Consider the following 24,437-nt stretch of genomic DNA (forward strand, 5'->3'; position numbering starts at 1 on the left):
GCTGGGCCTGCGAGTGCAGGGCCTTCATCATGTTGTCGCCGATGACCTTGCGCATGCGGGTCATCTTCACGGTCTGACCGCGCAGGGGGGAGACCTCCAGGGCCGGGGCCTTCGAGGCGGCGGCCGGAGCAGCCTCGGCGGCCGGGGCCGGGGCCGACTTCTTGGCCTCGGCGGCGGCGATGACGTCCTGCTTGCGGATGCGCCCACCGACACCGGAACCGGTGACCTCGGAGAGGTTCACTCCGTTCTCGGAGGCGAGCTTACGGACCAGCGGGGTCACGTAGGCGCCGTCGTCGGCCGGGGTGGAGGGGGCCGGGGCGGCAGGCGCGGCGGGCTGCGCCGGAGCGGGAGCCGGAGCCGGGGCCGCGGGCTGAGCCGGAGCCGGGGCGGCAGCGGCGGGCGCGGCCGGGGCGGCGGGAGCGGCGGCCGGAGCAGCGGGGGCCGCCGGAGCGGCGGGCTGGGCCGGGGCCGCGGGCTGGGCCGGAGCCGGAGCCTCGGCCGCGGGGGCCGGGGCGGCCGGAGCGGCAGCCGCGGGAGCGGCACCCGGCGCACCGACGACGGCGAGCTTGGCGCCGACCTCGGCGGTCTCGTCCTCGCCGACGACGATCTCGAGCAGTACGCCCGCGACCGGCGAGGGGATCTCGGTGTCGACCTTGTCCGTCGAGACCTCAAGGAGGGGCTCGTCGGCCGCTACCTCCTCGCCGACCTCCTTCAGCCAACGGGTGACGGTGCCCTCGGTGACGGACTCACCGAGCGCGGGCAGGGTGACCGCGGTGCCCTCGGCGGCGCCACCGGACGGCGCGGCCGGAGCGGCGGGAGCCTCGGGGGCCGGAGCCGGAGCCGCGGGGGCCTCGGCGGCGGGGGCGGCGGGCGCCTCGGCGGCGGCCGGGGCCTCGGCGGGGGCACCGGAGCCGTCGTCGATGACGGCCAGCTCGGCGCCGACCTCGACGGTCTCGTCCTCGGCGACCTTGATGGAGGCCAGGATGCCGGCGGCAGGGGAGGGGATCTCGGTGTCGACCTTGTCGGTCGAGACCTCGAGCAGCGGCTCGTCGGCCTCGACGCGCTCGCCTTCGGCCTTCAGCCAACGGGTGACAGTGCCCTCGGTGACGCTCTCGCCGAGCGCCGGAAGGGATACGGAAACCGCCATGGTTTCAGTTGCTCCTTACGAAAAATTGGGGCCTCCCCTGCTCGAGCGAAGTCGAGAGCCCGGGGAAGGAAGTCTAGGTCGTCGCGCCCGAAACTGAAGGGTCAGTCGTGGGAGTGCAGCGGCTTGCCCGCAAGGGCCAGGTGGGCCTCGCCGAGCGCTTCGTTCTGCGTCGGGTGGGCGTGGATGAGCTGGGCGACCTCGGCCGGCAGCGCCTCCCAGTTGTAGATCAGCTGGGCTTCGCCGACCTGCTCGCCCATGCGGTCGCCGACCATGTGGACGCCGACCACGGCACCGTCCTTGACCTGGACGAGCTTGATCTCGCCCGCGGTCTTGAGGATCTTGCTCTTGCCGTTGCCCGCGAGGTTGTACTTGAGGGCGACGACCTTGTCCGCGCCGTAGATCTCCTTGGCCTTGGCCTCGGTGATGCCCACGGAGGCGACCTCGGGGTGGCAGTACGTCACCCGGGGCACGCCGTCGTAGTCGACCGGGACGGTCTTGAGACCGGCCAGGCGCTCCGCCACCAGCATGCCCTCGGCGAAGCCGACGTGCGCGAGCTGGAGGGTCGGCACCAGGTCGCCCACGGCCGAGACGGTCGGGACGTTGGTCTGCATGTACTCGTCGACCAGGACGTAGCCGCGGTCCATGGCGACGCCCTGCTCCTCGTAGCCGAGACCGGCCGAGACCGGGCCGCGGCCGATGGCGACCAGGAGGACCTCGGCCTCGAAGGTCTTGCCGTCGGCGAGGGTGACGCGCACGCCGTTCTCGGTGTACTCGGCCTTCTCGAAGAACGTGCCGAGGTTGAACTTGATGCCGCGCTTGCGGAACGCGCGCTCAAGGAGCTTGGAGCTGTTCTCGTCCTCGACGGGCACGAGGTGCTTGAGGCCCTCGATGACCGTGACGTCGGCCCCGAAGGACTTCCACGCCGAGGCGAACTCGACGCCGATGACGCCGCCGCCCAGGATGATCGCGGACTGCGGGACGCGGTCCAGGGTCAGGCCGTGGTCCGAGGAGATGATGCGGTTGCCGTCGATCTCCAGGCCCGGCAGCGACTTCGGCACGGAGCCGGTCGCGAGGAGCACGTGGCGGCCCTGGACGCGCTGACCGTTCACATCCACCGAGGTCGGGGACGAGAGCTTGCCCTCGCCCTCGATGTACGTCACCTTGCGGGAGGCGACGAGTCCCTGGAGGCCCTTGTAGAGGCCGGAGATCACGTCGTCCTTGTACTTGTGGACGGCCGCCATGTCGATGCCCTCGAAGGTGGCCTTCACGCCGAACTGGTCGGCCTCGCGCGCCTGGTCGGCGATCTCGCCGGCGTGCAGCAGCGCCTTCGTGGGGATGCAGCCGTTGTGCAGGCAGGTGCCGCCGAGCTTGTTCTTCTCGATCAGGGCGACGTCCAGGCCCAGCTGCGCTCCGCGCAGGGCCGCGGCGTAACCGCCGCTACCGCCGCCGAGGATCACTAGGTCGAAAACGGTGCTGGCGTCGTTCGCCACGTCACGTCCTCCATGCATGTGCGCCGTACGCCGGACCCCTTTGCGCGGGGGACGACCGGTCAGTCGGCTGGTATTCGGCCGCTCTTGTTTCGGCCCTTTGGTGGGGGCCCTGTCCTGCCGAGAACCCATCTTCGCACTTGTCGACGGGAGACGGGACGCCGGGCCAGGCTGTGAGACGTCTCATCGACCGTCTCCAGCGGTTCTGCCGCGTGCGGACGTACGGATTTCGTCGAGGGCGAAACCCGACGGCTCCGGACGCGCGCGGCAACGTACGGGGCTCCGGACGTGGGGACGTCCGGAGCCCCGAAGCGGTGTACGCGGATCAGCCCAGGTCGCCCGCGGCGGTGCGCTCGGCGAGACGGACCAGGGTGCGCACGGCGCTGCCGGTGCCGCCCTTGGGGGTGTAGCCGAACGGCGCGCCCTCGTGGAAGGCGGGGCCCGCGACGTCCAGGTGGGCCCAGGTGATGCCCTCGCCGACGAACTCCTGCAGGAAGAGGCCGGCCACCAGGCCGCCGCCCATGCGCTCGCCCATGTTGGCGATGTCGGCGGTGGCGGAGTCCATGCCCTTGCGCAGGTCGGCGGGGAGCGGCATCGGCCAGGACGGCTCGCCGACCTCCTCGGCGATCTCGTGGATCGACGTACGGAACGCGTCGTCGTTGGCCATGATGCCGAAGGTGCGGTTGCCGAGCGCCACCATCATGGCGCCGGTCAGGGTCGCCACGTCGACGATCGCGTCGGGCGCGTCCTCGGAGGCCTTGGCGATCGCGTCGGCCAGGACCAGGCGGCCCTCGGCGTCGGTGTTCAGGACCTCGACGGTCTTGCCGCTGTACATGCGCAGGACGTCGCCGGGGCGGGTGGCGGAGCCGGACGGCATGTTCTCGGCGAGCGCCAGCCAGCCGGTGACGTTCACTTCGAGGCCCAGGCGCGCGGCGGCGACGACGGCGGCGAAGACGGCCGCGGCGCCGGCCATGTCGCACTTCATGGTCTCGTTGTGACCGGCGGGCTTCAGCGAGATGCCGCCCGAGTCGTACGTGATGCCCTTGCCGACGAAGGCGAGGTGCTTCTTGGCCTTGGAGTGCGTGTACGAGAGCTTCACCAGGCGCGGCGGGGCGTCGGAGCCCGCGCCGACGCCGAGGATGCCGCCGAAGCCGCCCTTGAGGAGCGCCTTCTCGTCGAGCACCTGGATCTTGATGCCGTGCTCCTTGGCGGCCGCGGTGGCGACCGCCGCGAAGGCTTCGGGGTCGAGGTCGTTCGGCGGAGTGTTGACGAGGTCGCGGGCGCGGTTCAGCTCTTCGGCGACGGCGGTGGCGCGCTCCAGCGCGGCCTTGTACGCCTTGTCGCGGGGCTTGCCGCCGAGCAGGGCGACCTCGGCGAGCGGCGCCTTGGCGTCCTTGCCGTTCTTCTTCCCGCCCTTGGCGTCGGCGCCACCCTGGTCCTTGTACGCGACGAAGGAGTACGCGCCCAGCAGCGCGCCCTCGGCGAGGGCGCAGATGTCGTCCGCGTCCTCGACGGGCAGCGCGAACGCGGCCTTCTTCGAGCCGGTCAGGGCGCGCGCGGCGACACCCGCGGCGCGGCGCAGCGCGTCCGTGCCGTACGTCTCGTCCTTCTCCGGGACCTCGCCGAGGCCGACCGCGACGACGACCGGCGCCTTGAAACCGGACGGCGCGGGCAGCTTGGTCACCTCGCCCTCGCCGCCCGAGGCGCCGAGGGTCTCCAGGACGGACGCGAGCCTGCCGTCGTACGCCTTGTCCACGGACTCGGCGCCGGGCGCGACGACCAGAGCCCCCTTGGAACCAGAGCCCTTCGCGACACCGACGACGATCGCGTCGGCACGCAGGCCGGACGCGGCGGCGGTGCTGAGAGTCAGAGCAGTCACGGTGGTGAGGTCCTCTTTCGGTTGGGTTTCGACGGGCTGTGGGGGTGGTGAGCCCGTCGCGAGCCTACGCCCGTGAACGCTGCGGTGCGCCTCACTGAGTGTGTTCGATGGGATGTCGCGAACGCCGGGGTTTCGGCGGGGCCGTGCGTCAGCCGAGCGCGAGCACCACGAGAGCGGTGGTCGCCGCCGTCTCCGCGAGGCCGCCGAAGACGTCCCCGGTGACCCCGCCGAACCGCCGTACGCAGTGCCGGAGCAGCAGTTCGGCGGCGCCGAGCGCGAGGACGACGGCCGCCGCCGCCCGCGCCATGCCGTACATCCCGAGCGGGGCGCCCGCTGCCGCCGCCCCGCACACGACGACCGCCGCGACCAGCAGGGCACGGCCGCGCGGGACGACCCCGGCGACGGCGGCGCCGAGCCCCTCGGGGCGGGCGGGCGGCACTCCGGCGCGGGCGGCCAGGGTGAGGGCGAGGCGGGCGGCGGTGGCCGAGACGACGGCGGCGACGGCGCCGTGGGCCCACGACCTCTCGTACAGCTGGAAGAGCGCTGCGACCTGGGCGAGCAGGACGAAGAGCAGGGTGATGACGCCGAAGGGGCCGATGTCGGACTGCTTCATGATGCGCAGCGCGTCGTCGGCGGGCCTGGCGCTGCCGAGGCCGTCGGCGGTGTCCGCGAGGCCGTCCAGGTGCAGACCGCGGGTGAGCGCGGCGGGGGTCGCGGCGGTCGCGGTGGCGGCGAGAAGGGGGCCGGCGCCCAGGAGTGTCAGCAGGCCGCCGAGCCCTGCGGCGATGACGCCGACGGACAGCCCGGCCAGGGGCGCCCACTGCATGCCCGCGCGGGCCGCGGCGCGATCCCACCTCGTGACTCGGACGGGGAGCGCGGTGAGGGTGCCGAAGGCGAAACGTATGCCGTCGGCGGGGGAGGTTCTGGACACCGCGGAAGGCTACCCCGGCAGGATGTCCCGCCCTGCGGATCACTCTTCGGGGGCACAGGATGGCCGCATGAGCGACTGGTGGGCCGCATGAGCGACTGGTGGTACCGGAACATCGTCGAGCCGGGGAAGCTGCCGCTGCTGCTCGCGCTGCTCTCCTTCGCGGGGTCGTTCCTGGCCACCCGGTCCATCGCGCGGCTCATCCGGGCGGGAAAGGGGCCGTTCCGGAACATCAGTTCGGGGGAGGTGCACGTCCACCACGTCGTACCGGGCATCTTCCTCATGCTGGTCGGCGGGTTCTGGGCGGTGGCCGCCGGGCAGCGCGGCGCCGGGCCGCTGTACGCCGCCGTCATCTTCGGGATCGGGGCGGGGCTCGTGCTCGACGAGTTCGCGCTGATCCTCCACCTCGACGACGTCTACTGGAGCGAGCAGGGCCGCAAGAGCGTGGAGGCCGTGATGCTCACGGCCGCCTTGGTGGTGCTGGTGCTCACCGGCTTCACGCCGTTCGGGATCAACGACGTCACCCCCGTCGAGCGGCAGAACCGCGCCCTGCTCGCGCTGAACGCCGTCGTCAACTGCGGCTTCGCCCTGATCGCACTCCTCAAGGGCAAGCTGCGCACCGCGCTGATCGGCATGGTCGTCCCGTTCGTCGCGCTGGTCGGCGCGGTCCGCCTCGCGCGGCCGGGATCGGCGTGGGCGCGGCGGTTCTACCGCCACCGGCACCGGGCACGCGCGCGTGCGGGCCTGCGCGCCTTCCGGCACGACCGCCGCTGGTCGGGTCCCCGCCGCAGGCTTCAGGACTGGATCGGCGGCTTCTCGCCCGACTCCGGGCACACGTCGGAGCCGGAGCGCACACCGCCACCCCCGCGGCGGTGACGGTGACGCACAGAGGAGGCCGCGCAGAGCACGAGCACGGCCGTGATCGCCGCCAGGTGCTCCTTGCCCGCGAGGTTGTTCTTGGCGACCACCTCGACGACCATCAGGACGGCCACCAGGGCCGCGGTGAAGTACGCCCGGTGGCGCCAGCACACGTACACGGCGAGGCCGACGACGGCGGCCGACGGGCCCGTGTCGACGACCCGCGCGTCGGAGGCGGGCAGCCCGAGGGGATGGCCGGGGCCCAGCTCGATGCCCACGCGCGCGTAGAGCGTGCCGGCGAGCGTGGCCACGTAGCCGATGAGGAGCGTGCGCCACCAGCCGAGGCAGATCTCGGCGATCCCGAAGACGATCAGGAGCTGCGCCAGCGCGCCCCACACCGGCAGATCGAGGGCGGGCACGAAGAGGGAGAGCGGGGTGCGCAGCAGCGCGAGCCAGAGCGGTTCGTCGGCGCGCACGGAGCCGATGTTCTGTACGAACTGGTAGCCCCAGGGCTGGTTCTGGACGTACTGGAAGCACGCGGTGAGGCAGACCGCCGCCAGTGTCATGGGCGCGGCCCGCCACCGCCGGGCGGCTATCCCGTCCCGCACGGCGGAGAACAGCGGTCTCCACTCGGCGCGGGCGCGGCGGGCCAGGGTGCTCATCGTCTCGACTCCAGATGTTTGCGGTGCAGCAACTTCGGCAGGCCCGGCGCTTCCAGGAAGCCCTCCGCGCGGGCCGCGGCGATGCCGATGCGTGGCAGGTGACCGCTCTTCTCGAAGAGGAGGAAGCGGGGCTCCCAGATCGGCCGGTACTTCGCGTTGGCACGGTAGAGGGACTCGATCTGCCACCACCGGGAGAAGAGGCTGAGCAGCGACCGCCACAGGCGAAGGACCGGACCCGCGCCGAGCCGCGAGCCACGTTCGAAGACCGAACGGAACATCGCGAAGTTGAGCGAGACCTGAGTGATCTGGATCTCGGGGGCGCGCTGGAGGAGTTCGATGACCATGAACTCCATCAGGCCGTTCTCGGAGTCCCGGTCCCGCCGCATCAGGTCCAGGGAGAGCCCGCGCGGCCCCCACGGCACGAAGGAGAGCACCGCCCGCAGCTCCCCGTCGCCGTCCGTGCACTCCAGCATCACGCACCGTCCGTCCGCGGGGTCGCCGAGCCGTCCGAGCGCCATGGAGAAGCCGCGCTCGGTCGCGCCGTCGCGCCAGTCGTCGGCGCGATCGAGGAGGTACGCCATCTCGTCGGCGGGGATGTCCTCGTGGCGGCGGATGCGGACGGTGTACCCGGCGCGCTTCACGCGGTTGTACGCCTGGCGGACGGTGCGCATGGCCCGCCCCTGAAGGGTGAAGTGCTCTTGAGAGGCTCCGCCTCGGGCGGCGATCTCCACGATGGCCTCGTCGCCCAGTTCCAGGGCGTCGAGGCCGTGCCGGGCGTAGATCGTGCCGGCCTCCTCGCTCGCGCCCATCACGGCGGGGAGCCAGCCGTGCTCGCGGGCCTCGGCGAGCCAGGGCTCGATCGCCCCGGGCCAGGCCTCCGGGTCGCCGATGGGGTCGCCGGAGGCCAGTGAGACCCCGCTGACGACGCGGTAGGCGACCGCGGCCTTGCCGGTCGGCGACCATACGACGCTCTTCTCGCGGCGCAGCGAGAAGTAGCCGAGCGAGTCACGCTCCCCGTGCTGGTCGAGGAGCGCGCGCAGCCGCTCCTCGTCCTCCTCGGTGAGCGGGTCGACGGCCCTGCGGGAGCGGAACGCCGCGTACAGGACGGCGCAGAGCAGCAGCGCGCTCAGGACGTTGATGGCGACGTTGACCCAGCCGGGCGTGGTGATGCCCTCGAAGCGCCTGTCGTCGGCGGCGAGCGAGACCAGGCGCATGGTGCCGTAGCGCCAGCGGTCGAGGAAGGTCGAACGGTAGTCGTCGTCGGCGCGGTTGGTGACGGTGACGAGCAGCGCCGCGATCAGCGAGGTCACCAGGAGCCCGCCGACCGCGACGGCCGACGCCAGCTTCGGGTTGGCGCGGTCGCCCTTGGCGTAGAACTCGCGGCGCCCGACGACCAGCGCCGCGACGAAGGCGGCGGTCAGGACGAGGGAGATCCAGTTCTGCGCGTACCGGCGGATCTCCGGGAAGACCATCGCGAAGGCGAAGAGCAGCAGGAAGAGCCCGCTGAGGACGAGGTTCAGGATCCATGCGGCGCGTTTGCGGCGCCGCATGGTGATCGCCAGGAACAGCGTGAACGCCCCGGAGGCGAAGCCGGCGGTCAGCAGGTACGGGGTGAAGTAGTTCTCCGTGTTGTGCTGCCGCACGTCCTGCCCGAAGGAGACCCAGACAGCGCTGAGGAAGTTGATGAACGTGACGGCGCGGAGATACCAGACGGTGAAACCCGCGGCGCGGCGCTGTGTGACGGTGCGTGGTTTCTTCTGTCGCCCGGCGACGATCTGCTCATCTCCCATGAAAAGGGATCATATGGGCAAGGTCGTCGCCGTCGGCCCGCGCCGCCGGGTGCCTACTCGGCGGGCGGCACCGCGGGCTCCGCTTCTCCGCCCGTGCCGCCCTCCGTGCCGCCCTCCGCTTCGTCCTCCCGCTCGTCCTCCGCGGCGGCGGCCCGCTCGGGCAGCTCCGCCGACAGCGCCGCGGCGGCCCGTACGAGCGGCAGCGCCAGCAGCGCCCCGGCGCCCTCGCCGACCTTCACGCCGTGGTTCAGGAGCGGCTCCAGGGCCATCCGGTCCAGCGCCTTGGCCTGCGCCGGCTCCCCGCTGTCATGTCCCGCCAGCCACCAGTCCGGCGCCCGGAAGGCGACCCGCTGGGCCACCAGCGCCGCCGCCGACGCCACGACGCCGTCGAGGATGACCGGCGTACGCCGCACCGCGCACTGCAGCAGGAAGCCGGTCATCGCGGCCAGATCGGCGCCGCCGACCGCCTGGAGCAGCTCAAGCTGGTCGCCGAGCACCGGCCGGGCCCGCCGCAGCGCGTCCCGCACCGCCGCGCACTTGCGCATCCACGCCAGGTCGTCGATGGCCTCGCCGCCCCGCCCGGTCACCACGGACGCGTCGGTGCCGCAGAGCGCGGCGATCAGCGTCGCGGCGGGCGTCGTGCCGCCCACGCTCACATCGCCGAGCACGATCAGATCGGTGCCGGAGTCCGCCTCATCGTCGGCGACGGCCATGCCCGCGCGCACCGCCCGCTCGGCCTCCTCGGCACTGAGTGCGTCCTCGATGTCGATACGTCCGGACCCGCGCCGCACCCGGTGCCCGGCGACCCCGGCGGGCAGCTCGGCCGGGTCGCAGTCGAGCGCCATGTCGATGACGCGTACGGGCACGTCGAGGCGGCGCGCGAGCACCGCCACCGGGCTCTCACCGGCCAGTACGGAACGGACGAGATCGGCGGCGCCGCCCGCGGGCCGCGCCGAGACCCCCAGCTCCGAGACCCCGTGGTCGCCCGCGAACAGCACCACGCGCGGCCGCTCGACCGGCCGGACCGGCACCGAGGACTGGGCCGCCGACAGCCACTCGCCCAGTTCGTCGAGGCGGCCGAGGGCACCGGGCGGCACGGTCTGCCGCTCCCTGCGCTCCTCGGCGTCGCGGCGCACCCCGCCGTCGGGCCGCTCGATCAGGTCGGTGAAGTCGTCGAGATTCAGCGAGCTCATTCGCCGAACAGTACCGGCAGGCACGGCGCCGGTGTTCGAACGGTCCTCGGACGGTTACGACATGTATCGCATGGGGCACATAACGACATTGCCGGACCGATCGCGCCAAAGCCCCCACGTCAGGAGCACGACCATGGACGTCTCCCAGCGGGTCGCCGCACGGCGCCCCGCCTATCTCGCCGCGCTCGCCCAGGGCACCGGGCGCTTCCACGAGCCCCGCCGCGACGACTGCCCCTGGTGCGGCTCCTCGCGGCTGCGGGCCTGGCTGCGCACCACCGACCTGATCCAGCACAAGCCGGGGACGTTCACGCTCGACAGCTGCCGCAACTGCGCCCACTGCTTCCAGAACCCCAGCCTCACCCCGGAAGGCCTGGACTTCTACCACCGGGACTTCTGCCACCGGGACTTCCACCACCAGCTCTCCGGCGTCCGGTCCACCGACAGACGCCACCTCGCCCGCGCCCGCGCCATGCGCGCGTTCGACGAGCCCGAGAGCTGGCTGGACGTCGGCACCGGGCGGGCGTACTTCCCGGTCCTGGCCAGGCAGGTCCTGCCCTACACGTCCTTCGACGGGCTCGACCCGGGCAGGGGCGTCGAGCACGCCGTACGCCGCGGCCGCGTCGAGGAGGGCCACCGCGGCACCCTCACCGGGCTCGCCGACTCCCTCGCCGGCCGCTACGACGCCCTCAGCCTCTTCCACCAGCTGGGCCGCGACGCCGACCCGCGCGCGGAGCTGAGAGCCGCGAAGACCGTGCTGCGCCCCGGCGGCCACCTGATGATCGAGGCCCCCGACCCCGGCTGCCGCTACGCCCGACTGCTCGGCAAGTGGTGGCTCTCGTACTCCCAGCCCCGCCACCTGCACTTCATCCCGCTCACCAACCTCCGCCAGGAGCTGGAGAAACTCGGCTTCACCGTCGTCGGTATCGAGCGCCGCGCCGCCCACGTGCCGGCCGACCTCGGCGGGGCGCTCGCGCTCGTCCTCAACCGCTGCCTGCCCGAGGCGGACGTCCCCTGGCGCGCCAGACCCGTGCCCCCGCTCCGGCTGAAGCTCCGCCGGGCCGCGTGGTGGGCCTGCGCGCCGGCGCTGACCCTCGCCCAGGCCCTCGACAGGCTGCTGGCCCCGCTGCTCACCCGTACCGGCTTCTCCAACACCTACCGGATCATCGCGCGCAGGGGCGAGGGCGACTGACGTACGAAGTGCTCAAGAGGGCCGGATCAGCCGCGCAGCGGGAGCGCCTGGCCCGCCACGACGAGCAGGACGTGCTCGCACTCGGCGGCGAACGCCGCGTTCAGGCGGCCCAGTTCGTCACGGTAGCGGCGGCCCGACGCGGTCGCGGGGACGATGCCGGAGCCGACCTCGTTCGAGACGGCGACGACCGTGCGCCGGGTGGCGCGCACCGCGTCCGCGAGCCCGGCGACCCGCCCCCGCAGCGCCCGCTCGCCGCCGCCCGCCCACTCGGCGTCGTCCCACGCGCCCACCTCGTCCATGGCGTGGGTCAGCCACAGCGACAGGCAGTCGATGAGCAGCGGCGGCCCGGCCTGCGCGAGCAGCGGCACCAGATCGCAGGTCTCCGCGGTCCGCCACGAGCCGGGGCGCCGCTCGCGGTGCAGGCTCACCCGGTCCGCCCACTCGGCGTCGCCGTTCCTGGTCCCGCCCGTCGCGACGTACAGCACGTCGGGGAAGCCCTCCAGGCGCCGCTCGGCCTCCACGGACTTGCCCGAGCGGGCGCCGCCGAGCACGAGGGTGCGGCGCGGCACGTCCGGCACGTCCTCGTAGGCGCCGACGACGAGCGTCGTCCCGTCCGGCACGGCCCGCGCGCCCACGGCGGCGAGACGGCGCGTCAGCTCCCCGCCCTGGGGCACCTCGTGGCCGATGTGGACGGCGATCACATCGGTGGTCGGCCCCACGGCCCCGGCCGCGCGCAGCCGGGCGAGCCCGTCGGGACGCCCGAGGACATCGGCGACGACCATCTCGTACGCGCCGCGCCCGCCCTTCGCCTCGCCGAGGCCGTTCCCGTCGGCGAGCCCCGCGGGCGCGCCGCCCGGCGGCAGATACAGCAGCCGCTCCCCGTCGGGCCCCGTCACCTCGTACCCGGAGCCGGGCGCGTCCAGCGCCACCGTGCGCACCCGGTGGCCGGTCAGGAGCGTCAACTCCCGCCCGTCGGCGCCCCGTACGGGCTGCGGGAGACCGGCCGGGACCTCCACGGCGGGCCCGTCGTGCGGATGGGAGAGCAGCACCTGGCGCACACCGCCGAGCGAGTGCCCCGCGCGGGCGGCCGCGAAGGCGGCGCCGGGCGTGAGGTCGAGCAGCAGGACGCCGTCCACCAGGAGCGCGGTGGCGGCGCGCGCCGCGTCACCGAGAGCGGTCGCACAGGCCGCGCAGGGGCAGCCGGGAAGGGGCAGTCCTTCGGGGGCGCCGGTGCCGAGCAGAGTCAGTTCCACACGAAGATCCTCCCGCGTCGGGTCCGGCGCCGCGCGCCCGGCTACGCTTCAAGCGGATTCAGGCGGTTTCCACGAGACCGCTACGGACCTTCGGGAGGCTGACATGGCGGCATGGACGTGGCGGTTCGAGAAGGCGGACGGGACGGAGGTCCAGCCCGCCGTGGAGCCCGAGGACTTCACCACGCAGGGCGACGCCGAGTCCTGGATCGGTGAGTACTGGAAGGCGCTGGCCGACGGCGGCGCCGACCAGGTGACCCTCTTCGAGGACGCGAGCGAGATCTACGGCCCGATGAGCCTGCACATGCAGGAGGAAGTCCAGGGCTAGCGGTACGCGGCACAGTGAGGGAGGCGGTGGCCGGACCCCGGCCACCGCCTCCCTCATGCACTCCGCACAGGCTCTAGTCCCGCACCCCGCACAGATGCAGCAGCGCGGCGACCCGACGATAGGGCTCGGTGCGTCCGGCCCGCTCCTCGGCGGCCAGCAGCGCCTCCAGCTCCCACTCGGCGGGCAGCGGTTCCTCGTCGTGGACGGTGTCCGTGAAGACCCGTACGCCGTACCAGACCTGGAGCGGCGCGGCGATCCCCGCCAGCGTCGCCGACAGCGCGTCGAGCCGGTCGGCCCGCACGTCGAGGCCGAGCCCGTCGCGGTACGTGACGGAGTCGAAGGCGGCCATCGCCCCGCTCCAGTCACCGCCGAGCCCCGGCCGCATGGCCAGCGCGTCCGCGTTCCGCACGAGGAGCGAGAGCAGCCCCCCGGGGGCCAGCATCCGGGCGAGACCCGCCAGCAGGGCGTCGGGCTCATCGGCGTACATCAGGACGCCGTGGCAGAGCACCACGTCGAAGCTGCCCGGCAGGAAGTGCACACCGGTCTGGTGGCCGTCGCCCTGGACGAGCCGCACCCGCCCCTGGATGCCCTCGGGCTCCTCGGCGAGCGCCTCGCGCGCGGCGGCGATCATCGCGGGGTCCTGCTCGACCCCCGTCACCTTGTGCCCGGCACGGGCGAGCCGTAGCGCCTGCGTGCCCCGGCCCATGCCGACGTCGAGCACCCGCAGCCGCTGCCCCACGGGGAAGCGCGCCGCTATCTGCTCGTCGAGCTGCCGGGCCACGAGCTCCTGGCGTACGGCACCGCGCAGACCACCCGGCCCCGCCGGCCGGTCCGCGGCCCCGCCGGTGACTCCGCTCAGGGCCGCTCTCCGCGCTTGACCTGCGGCTTCGGAAGCCTCAGCCGGCGCATCTGGAGCGTACGCATCAGGGCGTAGGCGACGGCGCCCTTCCTGTTCTCGTTCGGGAAGCGCTCGGCCAGGCGCTTCTTGAGGCGGAACGCCGTGGCGACGGAGTCGGCGATGATCAGCACGATCACGAAGAGCCAGAGCAGCAGCGCGATGTTCTGCAACTGGGGCACGCGGACCATGCTCAGGACGAGGATGATCACCGCGAGCGGCAGGAAGAACTCCGCGATGCAGAAGCGCGAGTCGACGAAGTCGCGCGCGAACTTGCGCACGGGTCCCTTGTCACGGGCGGGCAGGAACCGCTCGTCACCGCTGGCCAGCGCCTCGCGCTGCTTCGCCATCTGCGTGCGGCGCTCGTCGCGCTGCCGTTTCGCCGCCTCCTTGCGCGTCGTCGGCGTATTGGTCACGCTGCGGCGCTGCGACTGTGCCATGGCGCGCTTGGGGGTGGGGCGGCCCTTGGGGGCCTGCGGGTCACGGGGCTGCGTGGAGTCGGTCACCGGCGCCTGGGCGGTCGGGGCCTTCTCTTCCTTGGATCGGCTACGGAACACAAAATCCAAGGGTACGGGGTGCGACGGCATGGACCCCAGCCGCACGGGGAACGATCCGGCAACGCCGGGCGTCTTGATTTACGTGCCTAAGGGGACGTAGCAGGCGGTATCCAGCCGGTTCGGGGGTGCACCTACTCCTTACGCCGGATCAGGGCCGTACGCAGTCGTCCTTGGGGATGAGCGCATCCGCACGCGAACAGTGCGGTAATGGATGCAGGGCCCGTACTGTGGGTTCTGAGCAGTACCTGGAGCTGGAAGTCCGTCAGAAGGGGGCGCGCGAAGCCCATGAGCGGTGTCATGAAGCGTATGGGGATGATCTTCCGCGCGAAGGCGAACAAAGCCCTTGACCGGGCCGAGGACCCGCGCGAAACCCTCGATTACTCGTACCAGAAGCAGCTGGAGCTGCTGCAGAAGGTCCGCCGCGGCGTCGCCGACGTGGCGACCTCCCGCAAGCGCCTCGAATTGCAGCTGGCCCAGCTCAACAAGCAGTCCTCCACCCTTGAGGACCAGGGCCGCAAGGCCCTCGCCCTCGGCCGTGAGGACCTGGCCCGCGAAGCCCTCTCCCGGCGGGCCGCGCTCCAGCAGCAGGTCACCGACCTGGAGACGCAGCACCAGACGCTCCAGGGCGAGGAGGAGAAGCTCACCCTCGCGGCGCAGCGACTCCAGGCCAAGGTCGACGCCTTCCGTACGAAGAAGGAGACGATCAAGGCCACGTACACCGCCGCCCAGGCGCAGACCCGCATCGGCGAGGCCTTCTCCGGCATCTCCGAGGAGATGGGCGACGTCGGCATGGCCATCCAGCGCGCCGAGGACAAGACCGCGCAGCTCCAGGCGCGGGCCGGCGCGATCGACGAGCTGCTCGCCTCCGGTGCCCTCGACGACTCCTCCGGCCTCGCCAAGGACGACATCCAGTCCGAGCTGGATCGCCTCTCCGGTGGTACTGATGTAGAGCTGGAACTGCAGCGCATGAAGGCGGAGCTCGCGGGGGGCTCCAGCAGCGGACAGCAGGCGATCGAGGGTGGCCAGGGCCGGCCGCAGTCGCAGCAGCAGCCGCAGGACACCCCGCGCTTCGACAAGCAGTAGCGCGCAGGAGCTGGCAGCAGCGAGCAGGAGCCGAGGAGGGCGACATGATCGTACGGATCATGGGGGAGGGGCAGGTGAAGCTGGCCGACAGCCACTTCGCCGAGCTGAACAAGCTGGACGACGAACTGCTGGAGGAGATGGAGGGCGGCGACTCCGTCGGCTTCCGTCGCACGCTGCACGCGCTCCTGGACAAGGTCCGGGAGCTCGGCGAACCCCTCCCGGACGACGCCCTCGAACCGTCCGAACTGATCCTTCCCGCCCCGGACGCGACGATCGACGAGGTCCGGCAGATGCTGAGCGACGACGGCCTGATCCCCGGCTGATCCACAGGCGCGGCGGACCCGCAGCGGGAGACACACAGAAGAGCGGGAAGTGACCACGCTAGGTAAAGGCCGCTGCTGGGCCCGGACGCACCCGCTGGCGGTGGACGCGGCGCTGGCCACCGTCGTCCTTGTCTGCATGGTCGTCGGCTCCTTCGCCGAGCCCTACGGAGAGCACGGCCCCACCTGGGGCACCCGCACCCCCGACGCCCCCAGCCTGCTCCTGATGGCCCTCGGCGCCCTCGCGCTGGTCTTCCGCCGCCGCGCCCCCTGGGCGGTGCTCGCCGTGACCTGTGCCGCCTCCATCACGGAGCTGCTCACGGGCGACCCCCGCGCCCCCGTCGTGATGTGCGCGGTCATCGCGCTGTTCACCGTCGCCGCCACCACCGACCGCTCCACGACCTGGCGGATCGGCCTGGTCACCATGGCGGGCCTCACCGGCGTCGCGATGCTCTCGGGACCGCTGCCCTGGTACGCCCAGGAGAACCTCGGCATCTTCGCCTGGACCGGCATGGCCGCCGCCGCGGGCGACGCGGTGCGCAGCCGCCGCGCCTTCGTGGACGCCATCAGGGAGCGCGCCGAGCGGGCCGAGCGCACCCGGGAGGAAGAGGCCAGGCGCCGCGTCGCCGAGGAGCGGCTGCGCATCGCCCGTGATCTGCACGACGTGGTCGCCCACCACATCGCCCTGGTCAACGTGCAGGCGGGCGTCGCCGCGCACGTCATGGACAAGCGGCCCGACCAGGCGAAGGAAGCCCTCTCGCACGTACGCGACGCCAGCCGCTCCGCGCTCAACGAACTCCGCGCCACCGTCGGCCTGTTGCGGCAGACCGGCGACCCAGAGGCGCCCACCGAACCCGCCCCCGGCCTGCACCGGCTCGACGAGCTCGTCGAGACGTTCCGCAACGCGGGCCTGCCCGTGGAGGTGGCCCTCGGGCAGGTCGGCCTCGACCTGCCCGCGGCCGTCGACCTCGCCGCGTTCAGGATCATCCAGGAGGCGCTCACCAACGTACAGAAGCACGCGGGGCGCGACGCCAAGGCCGAGGTCAGCGTCGTCCGCGTGGGCCCGAACGTCGAGGTCACCGTCATCGACGACGGCCCCGGCCACGGCAAGGGCGGCGACGGCGAGAAGAAGCACAACACCGACGGCGGCGGCCACGGCCTGCTCGGCATGCGCGAACGCGTCACGGCCCTCGGCGGCAGCTGCTCCGCGGGCCCCCGCTACGGCGGCGGCTTCCGCGTCCATGCGATCCTGCCCGTCGTCACCCCCGTCACCACAGCAGAGGGAGGGACCGCGTGACGATCCGCGTACTGCTCGCCGACGACCAGGCGCTGCTGCGCAGCGCGTTCAAGGTGCTCGTCGACTCCGAGCCCGACATGGAGGTGGTCGGCGAGGCGTCCGACGGCGCCGAGGCGGTGCGGCTCGCCAGGTCGGAGCGGGCCGACGTGGTCCTGATGGACATCCGCATGCCCGGCACGGACGGTCTCGCCGCCACCCGTGAGATCAGCGCCGACCCGGCCCTGACCCACGTACGCGTGGTGATGCTGACGACCTTCGAGGTCGACGAGTACGTGGTGCAGTCGCTGCGCGCGGGCGCCTCCGGGTTCCTCGGCAAGGGCGCGGAGCCCGACGAGCTCCTCGGCGCCATCCGCATAGCCGCGGCGGGCGAGGCGCTGCTCTCGCCGGTGGCCACCAAGGGGCTGATCGCCAAGTTCCTTGCCCAGGGCGACGGTCCGGACGGGGACGCGCCGGCGCGGGCCGAGCGGCTCGCCGCGCTCACCACCCGTGAGCGGGAGGTCCTCGTACAGGTCGCAGGCGGCCACTCGAACGACGAGATCGCCGAGCGCCTCGAAGTCAGCCCGCTCACCGTGAAGACCCATGTGAACCGCGCGATGGCGAAGCTCGGCGCGCGCGACCGGGCCCAACTGGTCGTCATCGCCTACGAATCAGGTCTGGTGCGCCCAAGGGTGGAGTGACGCGAGGGACGGCGTACTGCGCACGCGGGAGGCGGGGCGTGACAAATGACCGCGGCAGGCTCCGCCAGGGCGAGCAGGAAGCCCTGAACACCGAGCAGGAGTCGAAGCTCGGCACCAGCCGGTCTCAACCCCGCGCGGTGGAAGGGACGTCCCTCTCCTCAAGGGGCGTCCCTTGCGTGTTCCGCGTCAGGCGCAGCGCCAGCACGGCCAGCGCGCTGCACAGGGCCATCCCGCAGAACAGCGGTACCGCCGTGTGCTCCCCGCCGAGCCCCACCAGCGGCGCGACCACCGCGCCCAGCGCGCTCTGCGCCGTGCCGAGCAGCGCGGAGCCCACCCCGGACGCGTAGGCACTGGGCGCGGTGCTGAAGGAGCGTAGAACGCGGTAAGGGGCGCCCGCGATGGCGGACGCCCCTTACATCACCACAAGAAACCCGAGACCTACGGCAGCGCCAGCATCCGCTCCAGCGCCAGCTTCGCGAACTGCTCGGTCTCCCGGTCCACCTCGATCTGGTTGACGAGGTTGCCCTCGGCCAGCGACTCCAGCGTCCAGACCAGGTGCGGCAGGTCGATCCGGTTCATGGTCGAGCAGAAGCAGACCGTCTTGTCGAGGAAGACGATCTCCTTGTCCTCGGCGGCGAAACGATTCGCCAGGCGGCGTACGAGATTCAGCTCGGTCCCGATGGCCCACTTCGACCCGGCGGGCGCGGCCTCCAGGGTCTTGATGATGTGCTCCGTGGAGCCCACGTAGTCGGCGGCGGCCACGACCTCGTGCTTGCACTCCGGGTGCACCAGGACGTTCACGCCCGGTATCCGCGCGCGGACGTCCTCGACCGACTCCAGCGAGAAGCGGCCGTGCACCGAGCAGTGCCCGCGCCACAGGATCATCTTCGCGTCGCGCAGCTGCTCGGCGGTCAGGCCGCCGTTCGGCTTGTGCGGGTTGTAGAGCACGCAGTCGTCGAGCGAGAAGCCCATGTCGCGCACGGCGGTGTTGCGGCCCAGGTGCTGGTCGGGCAGGAAGAGCACCTTCTCGCCCTGGTCGTACGCCCACTCCAGGGCGCGCTTGGCGTTCGACGACGTACAGATGGTGCCGCCGTGCTTGCCGGTGAACGCCTTGATGTCGGCCGAGGAGTTCATGTACGAGACGGGGACGACCTGCTCGGCGACGCCGGCCTCGGTCAGCACGTCCCAGCACTCGGCGACCTGCTCCGCGGTGGCCATGTCGGCCATCGAGCAGCCGGCGGCCAGGTCGGGCAGTACGACCTTCTGGTCGTCCGTCGTCAGGATGTCCGCGGACTCGGCCATGAAGTGCACACCGCAGAAGACGATGTACTCGGCGGCGGGCCGAGCGGCGGCGTCGCGTGCCAGCTTGAAGGAGTCACCGGTCACATCCGCGAACTGGATGACCTCGTCGCGCTGGTAGTGGTGGCCGAGGACGAAGACCTTGTCGCCGAGCTTCTCCTTGGCGGCCCGGGCGCGCTCCACCAGGTCCGGGTCGGAGGGGGACGGCAGGTCGCCGGGGCACTCGACGCCGCGCTCGCTCTTCGGGTCGGCCTCGCGGCCGAGCAGCAGCAGCGCGAGGGGCGTGGGCTGGACGTCGAGGTCCACGGGGGACTGGGCGGTGGTCACGACGACACCTACCCTTTCTCTTCTGCAGACGACTTTTCGTCTAATTGACGTTATCTATCATAACCGCTTCACGTCAGTTTGACGATGCCCATAGTGTCGATGTGACGCATTCGCCGGTCCATGGACCGGTGCCCCCAGGGAAACCATGTGCGAGCATGAAGGGGTAAGACGTAAGCGCTCGGCCCGGAATGAATCCGGGGCCCCGCCGGTTGCAACCGTCGGCAAGCAGTCTCCGTACAACCCGGGAGAGAAGCAGATGTCCGTATCGGACGAGACCACCACCGTGAACGACGGCATCCTCCTGTCGGACGCCGCCGCCGGCAAGGTGAAGGGCCTGCTGGAGCAGGAGGGCCGGGACGACCTGGCGCTGCGCGTCGCCGTCCAGCCCGGCGGCTGCTCGGGCCTGCGTTACCAGCTGTTCTTCGACGAGCGCACGCTCGACGGCGACGTCGTCAAGGACTTCGACGGCGTCAAGGTCGTCACCGACCGGATGAGCGCTCCCTACCTGGGCGGCGCCTCCATCGACTTCGTCGACACCATCGAGAAGCAGGGCTTCACGATCGACAACCCCAACGCCACGGGCTCCTGCGCCTGCGGCGACTCCTTCAGCTGACCCTGAAGGCGCATGGACACACGCGTACGACCGCGGCGGCCCCCTGAGCCTCAGGGGGCCGCCGCGGTCATGCGTACCGCTACCGCTCCAGCGGGCCGCTCCAGTCGGCGCGTCTACTTCCGCCGTACGGTCTCGCCCGAGCCGGTCACGACCTTGCGATCGCCCAGCGGCTTGTCCAGCGTGACCGTCTGCGAGAGCTCCTTGGCGACCATGATGCAGACCTCGTCCTTCTGCTTGGTCTCCGTGACCGCGACCTTCACGCGGTCACCGTCCTCGCTCGCCGACGCGGCGTAGTCGGCGCACGCGCTGCCCCAGAAGTGCACGGTCAGGGACGTGCCGTCGGCGGTGTAGGACTCGATGGCCGCCTTGCGCGTGCTCTCCCCGCCACCGGGCTTCTCGGTGGGCGAGGGGGCATCGGGGCTGCTGGGCGAGGTCAGATACTTGGGTGCGACCGCCGGGTGCGTCACGGTGAAGGTGTCGCGCGCTCCCTGCGGCTTCATCTCGAACAGCCACGACGGTACGAGGGTCTGCCGGCCGTCCACGAAGTGCGTGGCGAGCCCGAACGTGGCGCCGCTGACGGCCACCGGCCGCGGCTTCGGGGGCGCGGACGACGGGTCGCAGGGCGCCTGCTTCGAGCCGCCGCCGCCCTCCGTCTTGGTGCTGTCGTCGACGTGCGGCACCGGAGTCGCACAGCCGCCGATGCCGACGCGTCCGCCGCCGCCGATCGAGTTCAGCCGGTCCAGGCTCTCCTGGGCGCTGATCACCGGGTACGTGGCGCCCTTGACGGGCTCCTTCAACTGTCCGCTGCCGCCCACCACGTGGCCGTCCGCGCCGACCTGGATGCCGGTCGACCAGCCGTAGGTCGGCAGGCCGTCGATCTTCGGGTCGGCGTTCACCACCCGTACGGCGCCCATCAGTTGGCGGGCGTCCAGCTTCGCGTCGTCCTGGCCGAGCGCCTTGAGGACCGGTGCCGCCGCGTCCTTGGCGGCCTGCTCGCCGACGGCACCGGCCGCGTCGTCCGCGTCGCCGTTCGGCGCGGTGGAGGTGCCTGAACAGGGCTTGCCCTTGGGGCAGTCGTCCGTGCCGCCCACGCCGTGCCGGGCGTACGTCCAGGTGCCGGGCGCCTGCTTGTTCACCTGGAGCGAGGGGCCCGAACCGTCCTTGTCCTGCCCCACCCGCCAGGCGCCGTCCCGTACGGTCGGCGTGCCGGAGACGCCGAGCGCCTCGGCCAGCGCCGCCACTTCGGCGCGAGTGACCTCGCCGCGCGCGTGATGGACGGCGGCCGACTCCGGGCCCTTGGGCAGCTTGCCGGTCGCCCTGTACGTGACGCCGCTCGGGTCCGGCTCGCCCGGCGCGATGCCGCTGGTGCCGTCTCCGGTGCCGCTCCCGGTGCCGCCGCTCTGCCGGTCGCCGACCGGGTAGCCGTCCAGCGCGAGCGGCGGCGGATCGCCGCCGTCCCCCGCGGGGGCCCCATCGCTGCCCCGGTCGCCGCCACCGCCACCGCCGGACGCGGTCGCGGCGAAGTACGCGCCACCGCCGCCGATCAGCAGCACCGTGGCCGCGACCGAGGCGACGGCGAGACGGGCACGCCGCCGCCGCGGCTCGGCCGCCTCATGAACGGATCGCTCGGTGCTCACCGCATCGCTCCTTCGACTGCACTGCTGTCCCTGGAAACCCACAGGCGGGCTTCGTCGTATTCCAGTTCCCCTTTACGGGGGACGGCGATGGGACGCGGCGGGGGAGCGCACGGTTCCCTGTACGCGTACCGGGCCCCGGGACCAGTCTCCCTCAGTCGCCGTACTCGGACATCCCGTCGATGAGCCGGGCGGAGGACGGCGGCACGGTGACGCCGTGGATCAGGGACGGCGGCACGGGGGCGGCCGCGGCCGCGGCGGGCACCGCCCAGTGCGGAGCCATGCGGGCGCAGTCGCCGCGCAGCGTCTCCATGCTCTCCGGAGTCTCGCGGGTCGCGCGGGCCTTGCGGGTCGCGCGGGCCTTGCGGGTCTCGGCGGGGAGCGCGGCGGAGGAACGCTTCATGACGACATCCTTCGAGATAACGGTCATAACGGCACCGTAAGCATCTGGCCGCCCAGGAAAAAGCCCTACTATTGGGTAGTTTTGCCTCTTCAGGGTGGGTGTCTCGACCCGGTAGCGTGAACTGTCAACCCCTCCTCTCCTCCACAGGAGCACCCAGCCGTGCGTATCGCAGTCACCGGCTCCATCGCCACCGACCACCTGATGACCTTCCCCGGCCGCTTCGCCGACCAGCTGGTCGCCGATCAGCTGCACACGGTCTCCCTCTCCTTCCTGGTCGACGCCCTCGACGTCCGCAGGGGAGGCGTGGCCGCCAACATCACCTTCGGCATGGGGCAGCTCGGCACCCACCCGATCCTGGTCGGCGCCGCGGGCTCCGACTTCGACGAGTACCGCGCCTGGCTCGACCGGCACGGCGTGGACACCGCCTCGGTCCGGATCTCCGAGACGCTGCACACCGCCCGCTTCGTCTGCACCACGGACGCCGACCACAACCAGATCGGCTCCTTCTACACGGGCGCCATGAGCGAGGCGCGCCTCATCGAGCTGAAGACCGTCGCCGACCGCGTCGGCGGGCTCGACCTCGTCCTGATCGGCGCCGACGACCCGGAGGCGATGCTCCGCCACACCGAGGAGTGCCGCACCCGTGCGATCCCCTTCGCCGCGGACTTCTCGCAGCAGATCGCCCGCATGGACGGCGAGGAGATCCGCACCCTCCTCGACGGCGCCACGTACCTCTTCTCCAACGAGTACGAGAAGGGCCTCATCGAGTCCAAGACGGGCTGGACCGACGCCGAGATCCTGTCGAAGGTCGGCCACCGCGTGACGACCCTCGGCTCGCGCGGCGTACGCATCGAGGCCGTCGGCCAGGACCCGATCGAGGTCGGCGTGCCGGAGGAGAAGGCCAAGGTCGAGCCGACCGGCGTCGGCGACGCGTTCCGCGCGGGCTTCCTCTCGGGCCTGTCCTGGGGCGTCTCCCACGAACGCGCCGCCCAGCTCGGCTGCATGCTCGCCACCCTGGTCATCGAGAACGTGGGCACCCAGGAGTACGAGCTGCACCGCACCGACTTCATGGACCGCTTCACCAAGGCGTACGGCCATCAGGCCGCCGGTGAGGTCCGGGCGCACCTCGCCTAGTCACGAGCTCCGGCGGACCACATACGCGGCGCCGTGGTCCGCCGGCCGCTCACCCACGTACTCCTGCCCGCGCATCTCGCACCACGCCGGGATGTCGAGCCGCGCCGCCTCGTCGTCCGCGAGCACGGTCACCGTCCCGCCGACCGGGACGTCCCCGATGACCTTGGCGAGTTCGATGACGGGGACCGGGCACCGCTTGCCGAGCGCGTCGACGACGAGCGACTCCCCTTCCGTACGGGCCTGAGCCCCGACCGGGGCGCCCAGCTTCTCCCGCACCCCGGCCACGACGCCGGGCAGCACCTCCAGGAACCGTTCCACCTCCGCGGCATCGGTCCCGACGGGCAGCGAGACCCGGATGTTGCCCTCGCTCAGCACCCCCATCGCCCTGAGCACATGGCTCGGCGTCAGCGTGGAGCTGGTGCACGACGACCCGGACGACACGGAGAAGCCCGCCCGGTCCAGCTCATGCAGCACGGTCTCCCCGTCGACATAGAGACAGGAGAAGGTGACCAGGTGCGGAAGGCGCCGCACCGGATCGCCCACCACCTCCACATCCGGCACGAGCCCGGGCACCCGCGCCCTGATCCGCTCCGTCAGCTCCCGCAGCCGCGCGCCCTCCGCCGCGGCCTCGGCCCGCACCGCCCGCAGCGAGGCGGCCGCCGCGACGACCGCCGGAATGTTCTCGAACCCGGCGGCGCGCCCCGACTCCCGCTCGTCGACGGGCCCTTGCACGGCGAAGCGCACCCCTTTCCGTACGGCGAGAAGTCCGACACCGGCCGGTCCGCCCCATTTATGGGCACTGCCGGTCAGCAGCGACCAGTCCCCTTCGACGCGGCCCCAGGCCAGCGACTGCGCCGCGTCCACGAGGAGCGGCACCCCGGCCGCGCGACAGGCCGCCGCCACCTCCGCCACCGGCTGCTCGGTGCCCACCTCGTGGTTGGCCGACTGCAGACAGGCGAGCGCGGTGTCCTCGCGCAGCGCGGCGGCGTACACCTCCGGATCGACCGCCCCGCCCCGGTCCACCGGCACCCGGGTGACCGCCGCGCCGCCGGCCTCGTGGGCCTGAGCCGAATGGAGCACCGACGAGTGTTCGACGGCCGACACGATCAGGTGGCTTCCGGCGCGGCGGCGCCCGGCCAGCGCCCCCGCGATCCCGGAGTGCACGGCACGGGTGCCGGACGAGGTGAAGACCAGCTCGTCGGCCCGGCACCCCACGGCATCGGCGGCCGCCTCCCGCGCCGCGTCGAGCAACAGCCGGGCCCGCCGCCCCTCGCGATACAGCCGCCCCGGATCGGCCCACCCCTCATCGAGCGAGGCCAGCAGGGCCTGCCGGGCAACGGGATGAAGGGGAGCGGAGGAGGCAACATCGAAGTAGGACACACGGCAACGCTAGACGGTGCGCTTGCTGAGAAGCGCCCCTAGGGGAGCGCCCTGCAGGGGCCGCTCCCCTAGGGGCGCGAGGAACGGCGCGACCAGCCCCACCGAGC

24 protein-coding genes are annotated in these 24,437 nt (G+C 72.3%); 9 read left to right on the forward strand and 15 right to left on the reverse strand.

The genetic code is table 11. From position 1 onward, the window contains the following. The 4 genes from ACWDVB_RS34915 to ACWDVB_RS34930 form a co-directional block, all read right to left on the reverse strand. The coding region (locus ACWDVB_RS34915; RefSeq protein WP_451612021.1) for a biotin/lipoyl-containing protein at nt 1–1,147 on the reverse strand (1,147 nt) is incomplete at its 3' end. Between the two features lie 101 nt (nt 1,148–1,248). After that, nucleotides 1,249–2,637 (reverse strand): dihydrolipoyl dehydrogenase, encoded by a 1,389-nt coding sequence (gene lpdA, locus ACWDVB_RS34920; RefSeq protein WP_451519254.1) that lies wholly within the window; start codon nt 2,635–2,637, stop codon nt 1,249–1,251. A gap of 322 nt (nt 2,638–2,959) precedes the next feature. Then, the gene (locus tag ACWDVB_RS34925; protein ID WP_451519255.1) at nt 2,960–4,513 is read right to left on the reverse strand and encodes a leucyl aminopeptidase; all 1,554 of its coding nucleotides are present in this window, start codon (nt 4,511–4,513) and stop codon (nt 2,960–2,962) included. A 148-nt stretch (nt 4,514–4,661) separates the two neighbouring features. Beyond that, nucleotides 4,662–5,444 (reverse strand): adenosylcobinamide-GDP ribazoletransferase, encoded by a 783-nt coding sequence (locus ACWDVB_RS34930; protein ID WP_451519256.1) that lies wholly within the window; start codon nt 5,442–5,444, stop codon nt 4,662–4,664. A gap of 87 nt (nt 5,445–5,531) precedes the next feature. Here ACWDVB_RS34930 and ACWDVB_RS34935 point away from each other — a divergent pair, with 87 nt between their 5' ends. Continuing rightward, complete coding sequence (locus ACWDVB_RS34935) at nt 5,532–6,317, forward strand: hypothetical protein (RefSeq protein ID WP_451519257.1); 786 nt, start codon at nt 5,532–5,534, stop codon at nt 6,315–6,317. Here the strand turns inward: ACWDVB_RS34935 and ACWDVB_RS34940 are convergent. The 3 genes from ACWDVB_RS34940 to cobT are packed head-to-tail and all read right to left on the reverse strand — an operon-like array spanning nt 6,236 to nt 9,944. Next, nucleotides 6,236–6,961, reverse strand: a complete 726-nt coding sequence (locus tag ACWDVB_RS34940) for a hypothetical protein (RefSeq protein WP_451519258.1) — start codon at nt 6,959–6,961, stop codon at nt 6,236–6,238. The genes ACWDVB_RS34935 and ACWDVB_RS34940 overlap by 82 nt on opposite strands. After that, nucleotides 6,958–8,751 (reverse strand): phosphatidylglycerol lysyltransferase domain-containing protein, encoded by a 1,794-nt coding sequence (locus tag ACWDVB_RS34945; protein WP_451519259.1) that lies wholly within the window; start codon nt 8,749–8,751, stop codon nt 6,958–6,960. Before ACWDVB_RS34945 ends, ACWDVB_RS34940 begins: the two co-directional genes overlap by 4 nt. Nucleotides 8,752–8,804: 53 nt before the next feature. Then, nucleotides 8,805–9,944, reverse strand: a complete 1,140-nt coding sequence (gene cobT / locus ACWDVB_RS34950) for a nicotinate-nucleotide--dimethylbenzimidazole phosphoribosyltransferase (RefSeq protein ID WP_451519260.1) — start codon at nt 9,942–9,944, stop codon at nt 8,805–8,807. 133 nt (nt 9,945–10,077) lie between these two features. Here cobT and ACWDVB_RS34955 point away from each other — a divergent pair, with 133 nt between their 5' ends. Then, nucleotides 10,078–11,133 (forward strand): class I SAM-dependent methyltransferase, encoded by a 1,056-nt coding sequence (locus tag ACWDVB_RS34955; RefSeq protein WP_451519261.1) that lies wholly within the window; start codon nt 10,078–10,080, stop codon nt 11,131–11,133. Nucleotides 11,134–11,159: 26 nt separating this feature from the next. Here ACWDVB_RS34955 and ACWDVB_RS34960 read toward each other — a convergent pair whose 3' ends face one another. Further along, nucleotides 11,160–12,386, reverse strand: a complete 1,227-nt coding sequence (locus ACWDVB_RS34960) for a bifunctional adenosylcobinamide kinase/adenosylcobinamide-phosphate guanylyltransferase (protein WP_451519262.1) — start codon at nt 12,384–12,386, stop codon at nt 11,160–11,162. Between the two features lie 103 nt (nt 12,387–12,489). Between ACWDVB_RS34960 and ACWDVB_RS34965 the strand changes: the two genes are divergently transcribed. Next, a complete protein-coding gene (locus tag ACWDVB_RS34965; RefSeq protein ID WP_451519263.1) occupies nt 12,490–12,711 on the forward strand; it encodes a hypothetical protein in 222 nt (73 codons plus the stop codon). A gap of 73 nt (nt 12,712–12,784) precedes the next feature. Here the strand turns inward: ACWDVB_RS34965 and ACWDVB_RS34970 are convergent, their stop codons facing one another. Continuing rightward, nucleotides 12,785–13,492, reverse strand: a complete 708-nt coding sequence (locus ACWDVB_RS34970; RefSeq protein ID WP_451518994.1) for a class I SAM-dependent methyltransferase — start codon at nt 13,490–13,492, stop codon at nt 12,785–12,787. Nucleotides 13,493–13,566: 74 nt separating this feature from the next. Next, a complete protein-coding gene (locus ACWDVB_RS34975) occupies nt 13,567–14,193 on the reverse strand; it encodes a DUF3043 domain-containing protein (RefSeq protein WP_451518995.1) in 627 nt (208 codons plus the stop codon). 255 nt (nt 14,194–14,448) lie between these two features. On the opposite strand from ACWDVB_RS34975, the gene ACWDVB_RS34980 reads away from it, so the two are divergent. Genes ACWDVB_RS34980 through ACWDVB_RS34995 form a run of 4 tightly spaced genes read left to right on the forward strand, consistent with a single transcriptional unit; the run spans nt 14,449 to nt 17,540 of the window. Next, nucleotides 14,449–15,246, forward strand: coding sequence for a PspA/IM30 family protein (locus tag ACWDVB_RS34980; protein ID WP_451518996.1), 798 nt, complete (start codon nt 14,449–14,451; stop codon nt 15,244–15,246). Between the two features lie 44 nt (nt 15,247–15,290). After that, on the forward strand, nt 15,291–15,569 hold the full coding sequence (pspAA, locus tag ACWDVB_RS34985; RefSeq protein ID WP_451518997.1) for a PspA-associated protein PspAA: 279 nt from the start codon (nt 15,291–15,293) through the stop codon (nt 15,567–15,569). Nucleotides 15,570–15,618: 49 nt separating this feature from the next. Further along, nucleotides 15,619–16,863, forward strand: coding sequence for a sensor histidine kinase (locus ACWDVB_RS34990; RefSeq protein ID WP_451518998.1), 1,245 nt, complete (start codon nt 15,619–15,621; stop codon nt 16,861–16,863). Next, entirely contained in the window at nt 16,860–17,540 is a 681-nt protein-coding gene (locus ACWDVB_RS34995) for a response regulator (protein WP_451518999.1), read from the forward strand. Before ACWDVB_RS34990 ends, ACWDVB_RS34995 begins: the two co-directional genes overlap by 4 nt. A 124-nt stretch (nt 17,541–17,664) precedes the next feature. Here ACWDVB_RS34995 and ACWDVB_RS35000 read toward each other — a convergent pair whose 3' ends face one another. Together ACWDVB_RS35000 and nadA are read right to left on the reverse strand one after the other, a co-directional pair. Further along, the gene (locus ACWDVB_RS35000) at nt 17,665–17,874 is read right to left on the reverse strand and encodes a hypothetical protein (protein WP_451519000.1); all 210 of its coding nucleotides are present in this window, start codon (nt 17,872–17,874) and stop codon (nt 17,665–17,667) included. A gap of 104 nt (nt 17,875–17,978) precedes the next feature. After that, the gene (nadA, locus tag ACWDVB_RS35005; RefSeq protein ID WP_451519001.1) at nt 17,979–19,166 is read right to left on the reverse strand and encodes a quinolinate synthase NadA; all 1,188 of its coding nucleotides are present in this window, start codon (nt 19,164–19,166) and stop codon (nt 17,979–17,981) included. A gap of 256 nt (nt 19,167–19,422) precedes the next feature. Here nadA and ACWDVB_RS35010 point away from each other — a divergent pair, with 256 nt between their 5' ends. Beyond that, nucleotides 19,423–19,779, forward strand: a complete 357-nt coding sequence (locus ACWDVB_RS35010) for a HesB/IscA family protein (RefSeq protein ID WP_268770782.1) — start codon at nt 19,423–19,425, stop codon at nt 19,777–19,779. A gap of 113 nt (nt 19,780–19,892) precedes the next feature. Here the strand turns inward: ACWDVB_RS35010 and ACWDVB_RS35015 are convergent, their stop codons facing one another. Both ACWDVB_RS35015 and ACWDVB_RS35020 read right to left on the reverse strand, forming a co-directional pair. Beyond that, nucleotides 19,893–21,416 (reverse strand): hypothetical protein, encoded by a 1,524-nt coding sequence (locus ACWDVB_RS35015; RefSeq protein ID WP_451519002.1) that lies wholly within the window; start codon nt 21,414–21,416, stop codon nt 19,893–19,895. 151 nt (nt 21,417–21,567) lie between these two features. Continuing rightward, the gene (locus ACWDVB_RS35020; RefSeq protein WP_451612022.1) at nt 21,568–21,843 is read right to left on the reverse strand and encodes a hypothetical protein; all 276 of its coding nucleotides are present in this window, start codon (nt 21,841–21,843) and stop codon (nt 21,568–21,570) included. A gap of 132 nt (nt 21,844–21,975) precedes the next feature. On the opposite strand from ACWDVB_RS35020, the gene ACWDVB_RS35025 reads away from it, so the two are divergent. Then, entirely contained in the window at nt 21,976–22,950 is a 975-nt protein-coding gene (locus ACWDVB_RS35025) for a carbohydrate kinase family protein (protein WP_451519004.1), read from the forward strand. Here ACWDVB_RS35025 and ACWDVB_RS35030 read toward each other — a convergent pair whose 3' ends face one another. Further along, nucleotides 22,951–24,330 carry an aminotransferase class V-fold PLP-dependent enzyme gene (locus tag ACWDVB_RS35030; RefSeq protein ID WP_451519005.1) on the reverse strand — a complete coding sequence of 460 codons (1,380 nt, stop codon included), beginning with the start codon at nt 24,328–24,330 and terminating at the stop codon, nt 22,951–22,953. It abuts the gene before it with no gap. Nucleotides 24,331–24,437: the final 107 nt, after the last annotated feature.

It is taken from the genome of Streptomyces sp. NPDC003379 (assembly GCF_053589195.1).

What these genes read in the sequence shown, in the direction of transcription:
- ACWDVB_RS34935 (WP_451519257.1), top strand. Translation starts at nt 5,532, where the DNA reads ATGAGCGACTGGTGGTACCGGAACATCGTCGAGCCGGGGAAGCTGCCG.
- ACWDVB_RS34940 (WP_451519258.1), bottom strand. Translation starts at nt 6,961, where the DNA reads ATGAGCACCCTGGCCCGCCGCGCCCGCGCCGAGTGGAGACCGCTGTTC.
- ACWDVB_RS34945 (WP_451519259.1), bottom strand. Translation starts at nt 8,751, where the DNA reads ATGGGAGATGAGCAGATCGTCGCCGGGCGACAGAAGAAACCACGCACC.
- cobT (WP_451519260.1), bottom strand. Translation starts at nt 9,944, where the DNA reads ATGAGCTCGCTGAATCTCGACGACTTCACCGACCTGATCGAGCGGCCC.
- ACWDVB_RS34955 (WP_451519261.1), top strand. Translation starts at nt 10,078, where the DNA reads ATGGACGTCTCCCAGCGGGTCGCCGCACGGCGCCCCGCCTATCTCGCC.
- ACWDVB_RS34965 (WP_451519263.1), top strand. Translation starts at nt 12,490, where the DNA reads ATGGCGGCATGGACGTGGCGGTTCGAGAAGGCGGACGGGACGGAGGTC.
- ACWDVB_RS34975 (WP_451518995.1), bottom strand. Translation starts at nt 14,193, where the DNA reads ATGCCGTCGCACCCCGTACCCTTGGATTTTGTGTTCCGTAGCCGATCC.
- ACWDVB_RS34980 (WP_451518996.1), top strand. Translation starts at nt 14,449, where the DNA reads ATGAGCGGTGTCATGAAGCGTATGGGGATGATCTTCCGCGCGAAGGCG.
- pspAA (WP_451518997.1), top strand. Translation starts at nt 15,291, where the DNA reads ATGATCGTACGGATCATGGGGGAGGGGCAGGTGAAGCTGGCCGACAGC.
- ACWDVB_RS35010 (WP_268770782.1), top strand. Translation starts at nt 19,423, where the DNA reads ATGTCCGTATCGGACGAGACCACCACCGTGAACGACGGCATCCTCCTG.
- ACWDVB_RS35020 (WP_451612022.1), bottom strand. Translation starts at nt 21,843, where the DNA reads ATGACCGTTATCTCGAAGGATGTCGTCATGAAGCGTTCCTCCGCCGCG.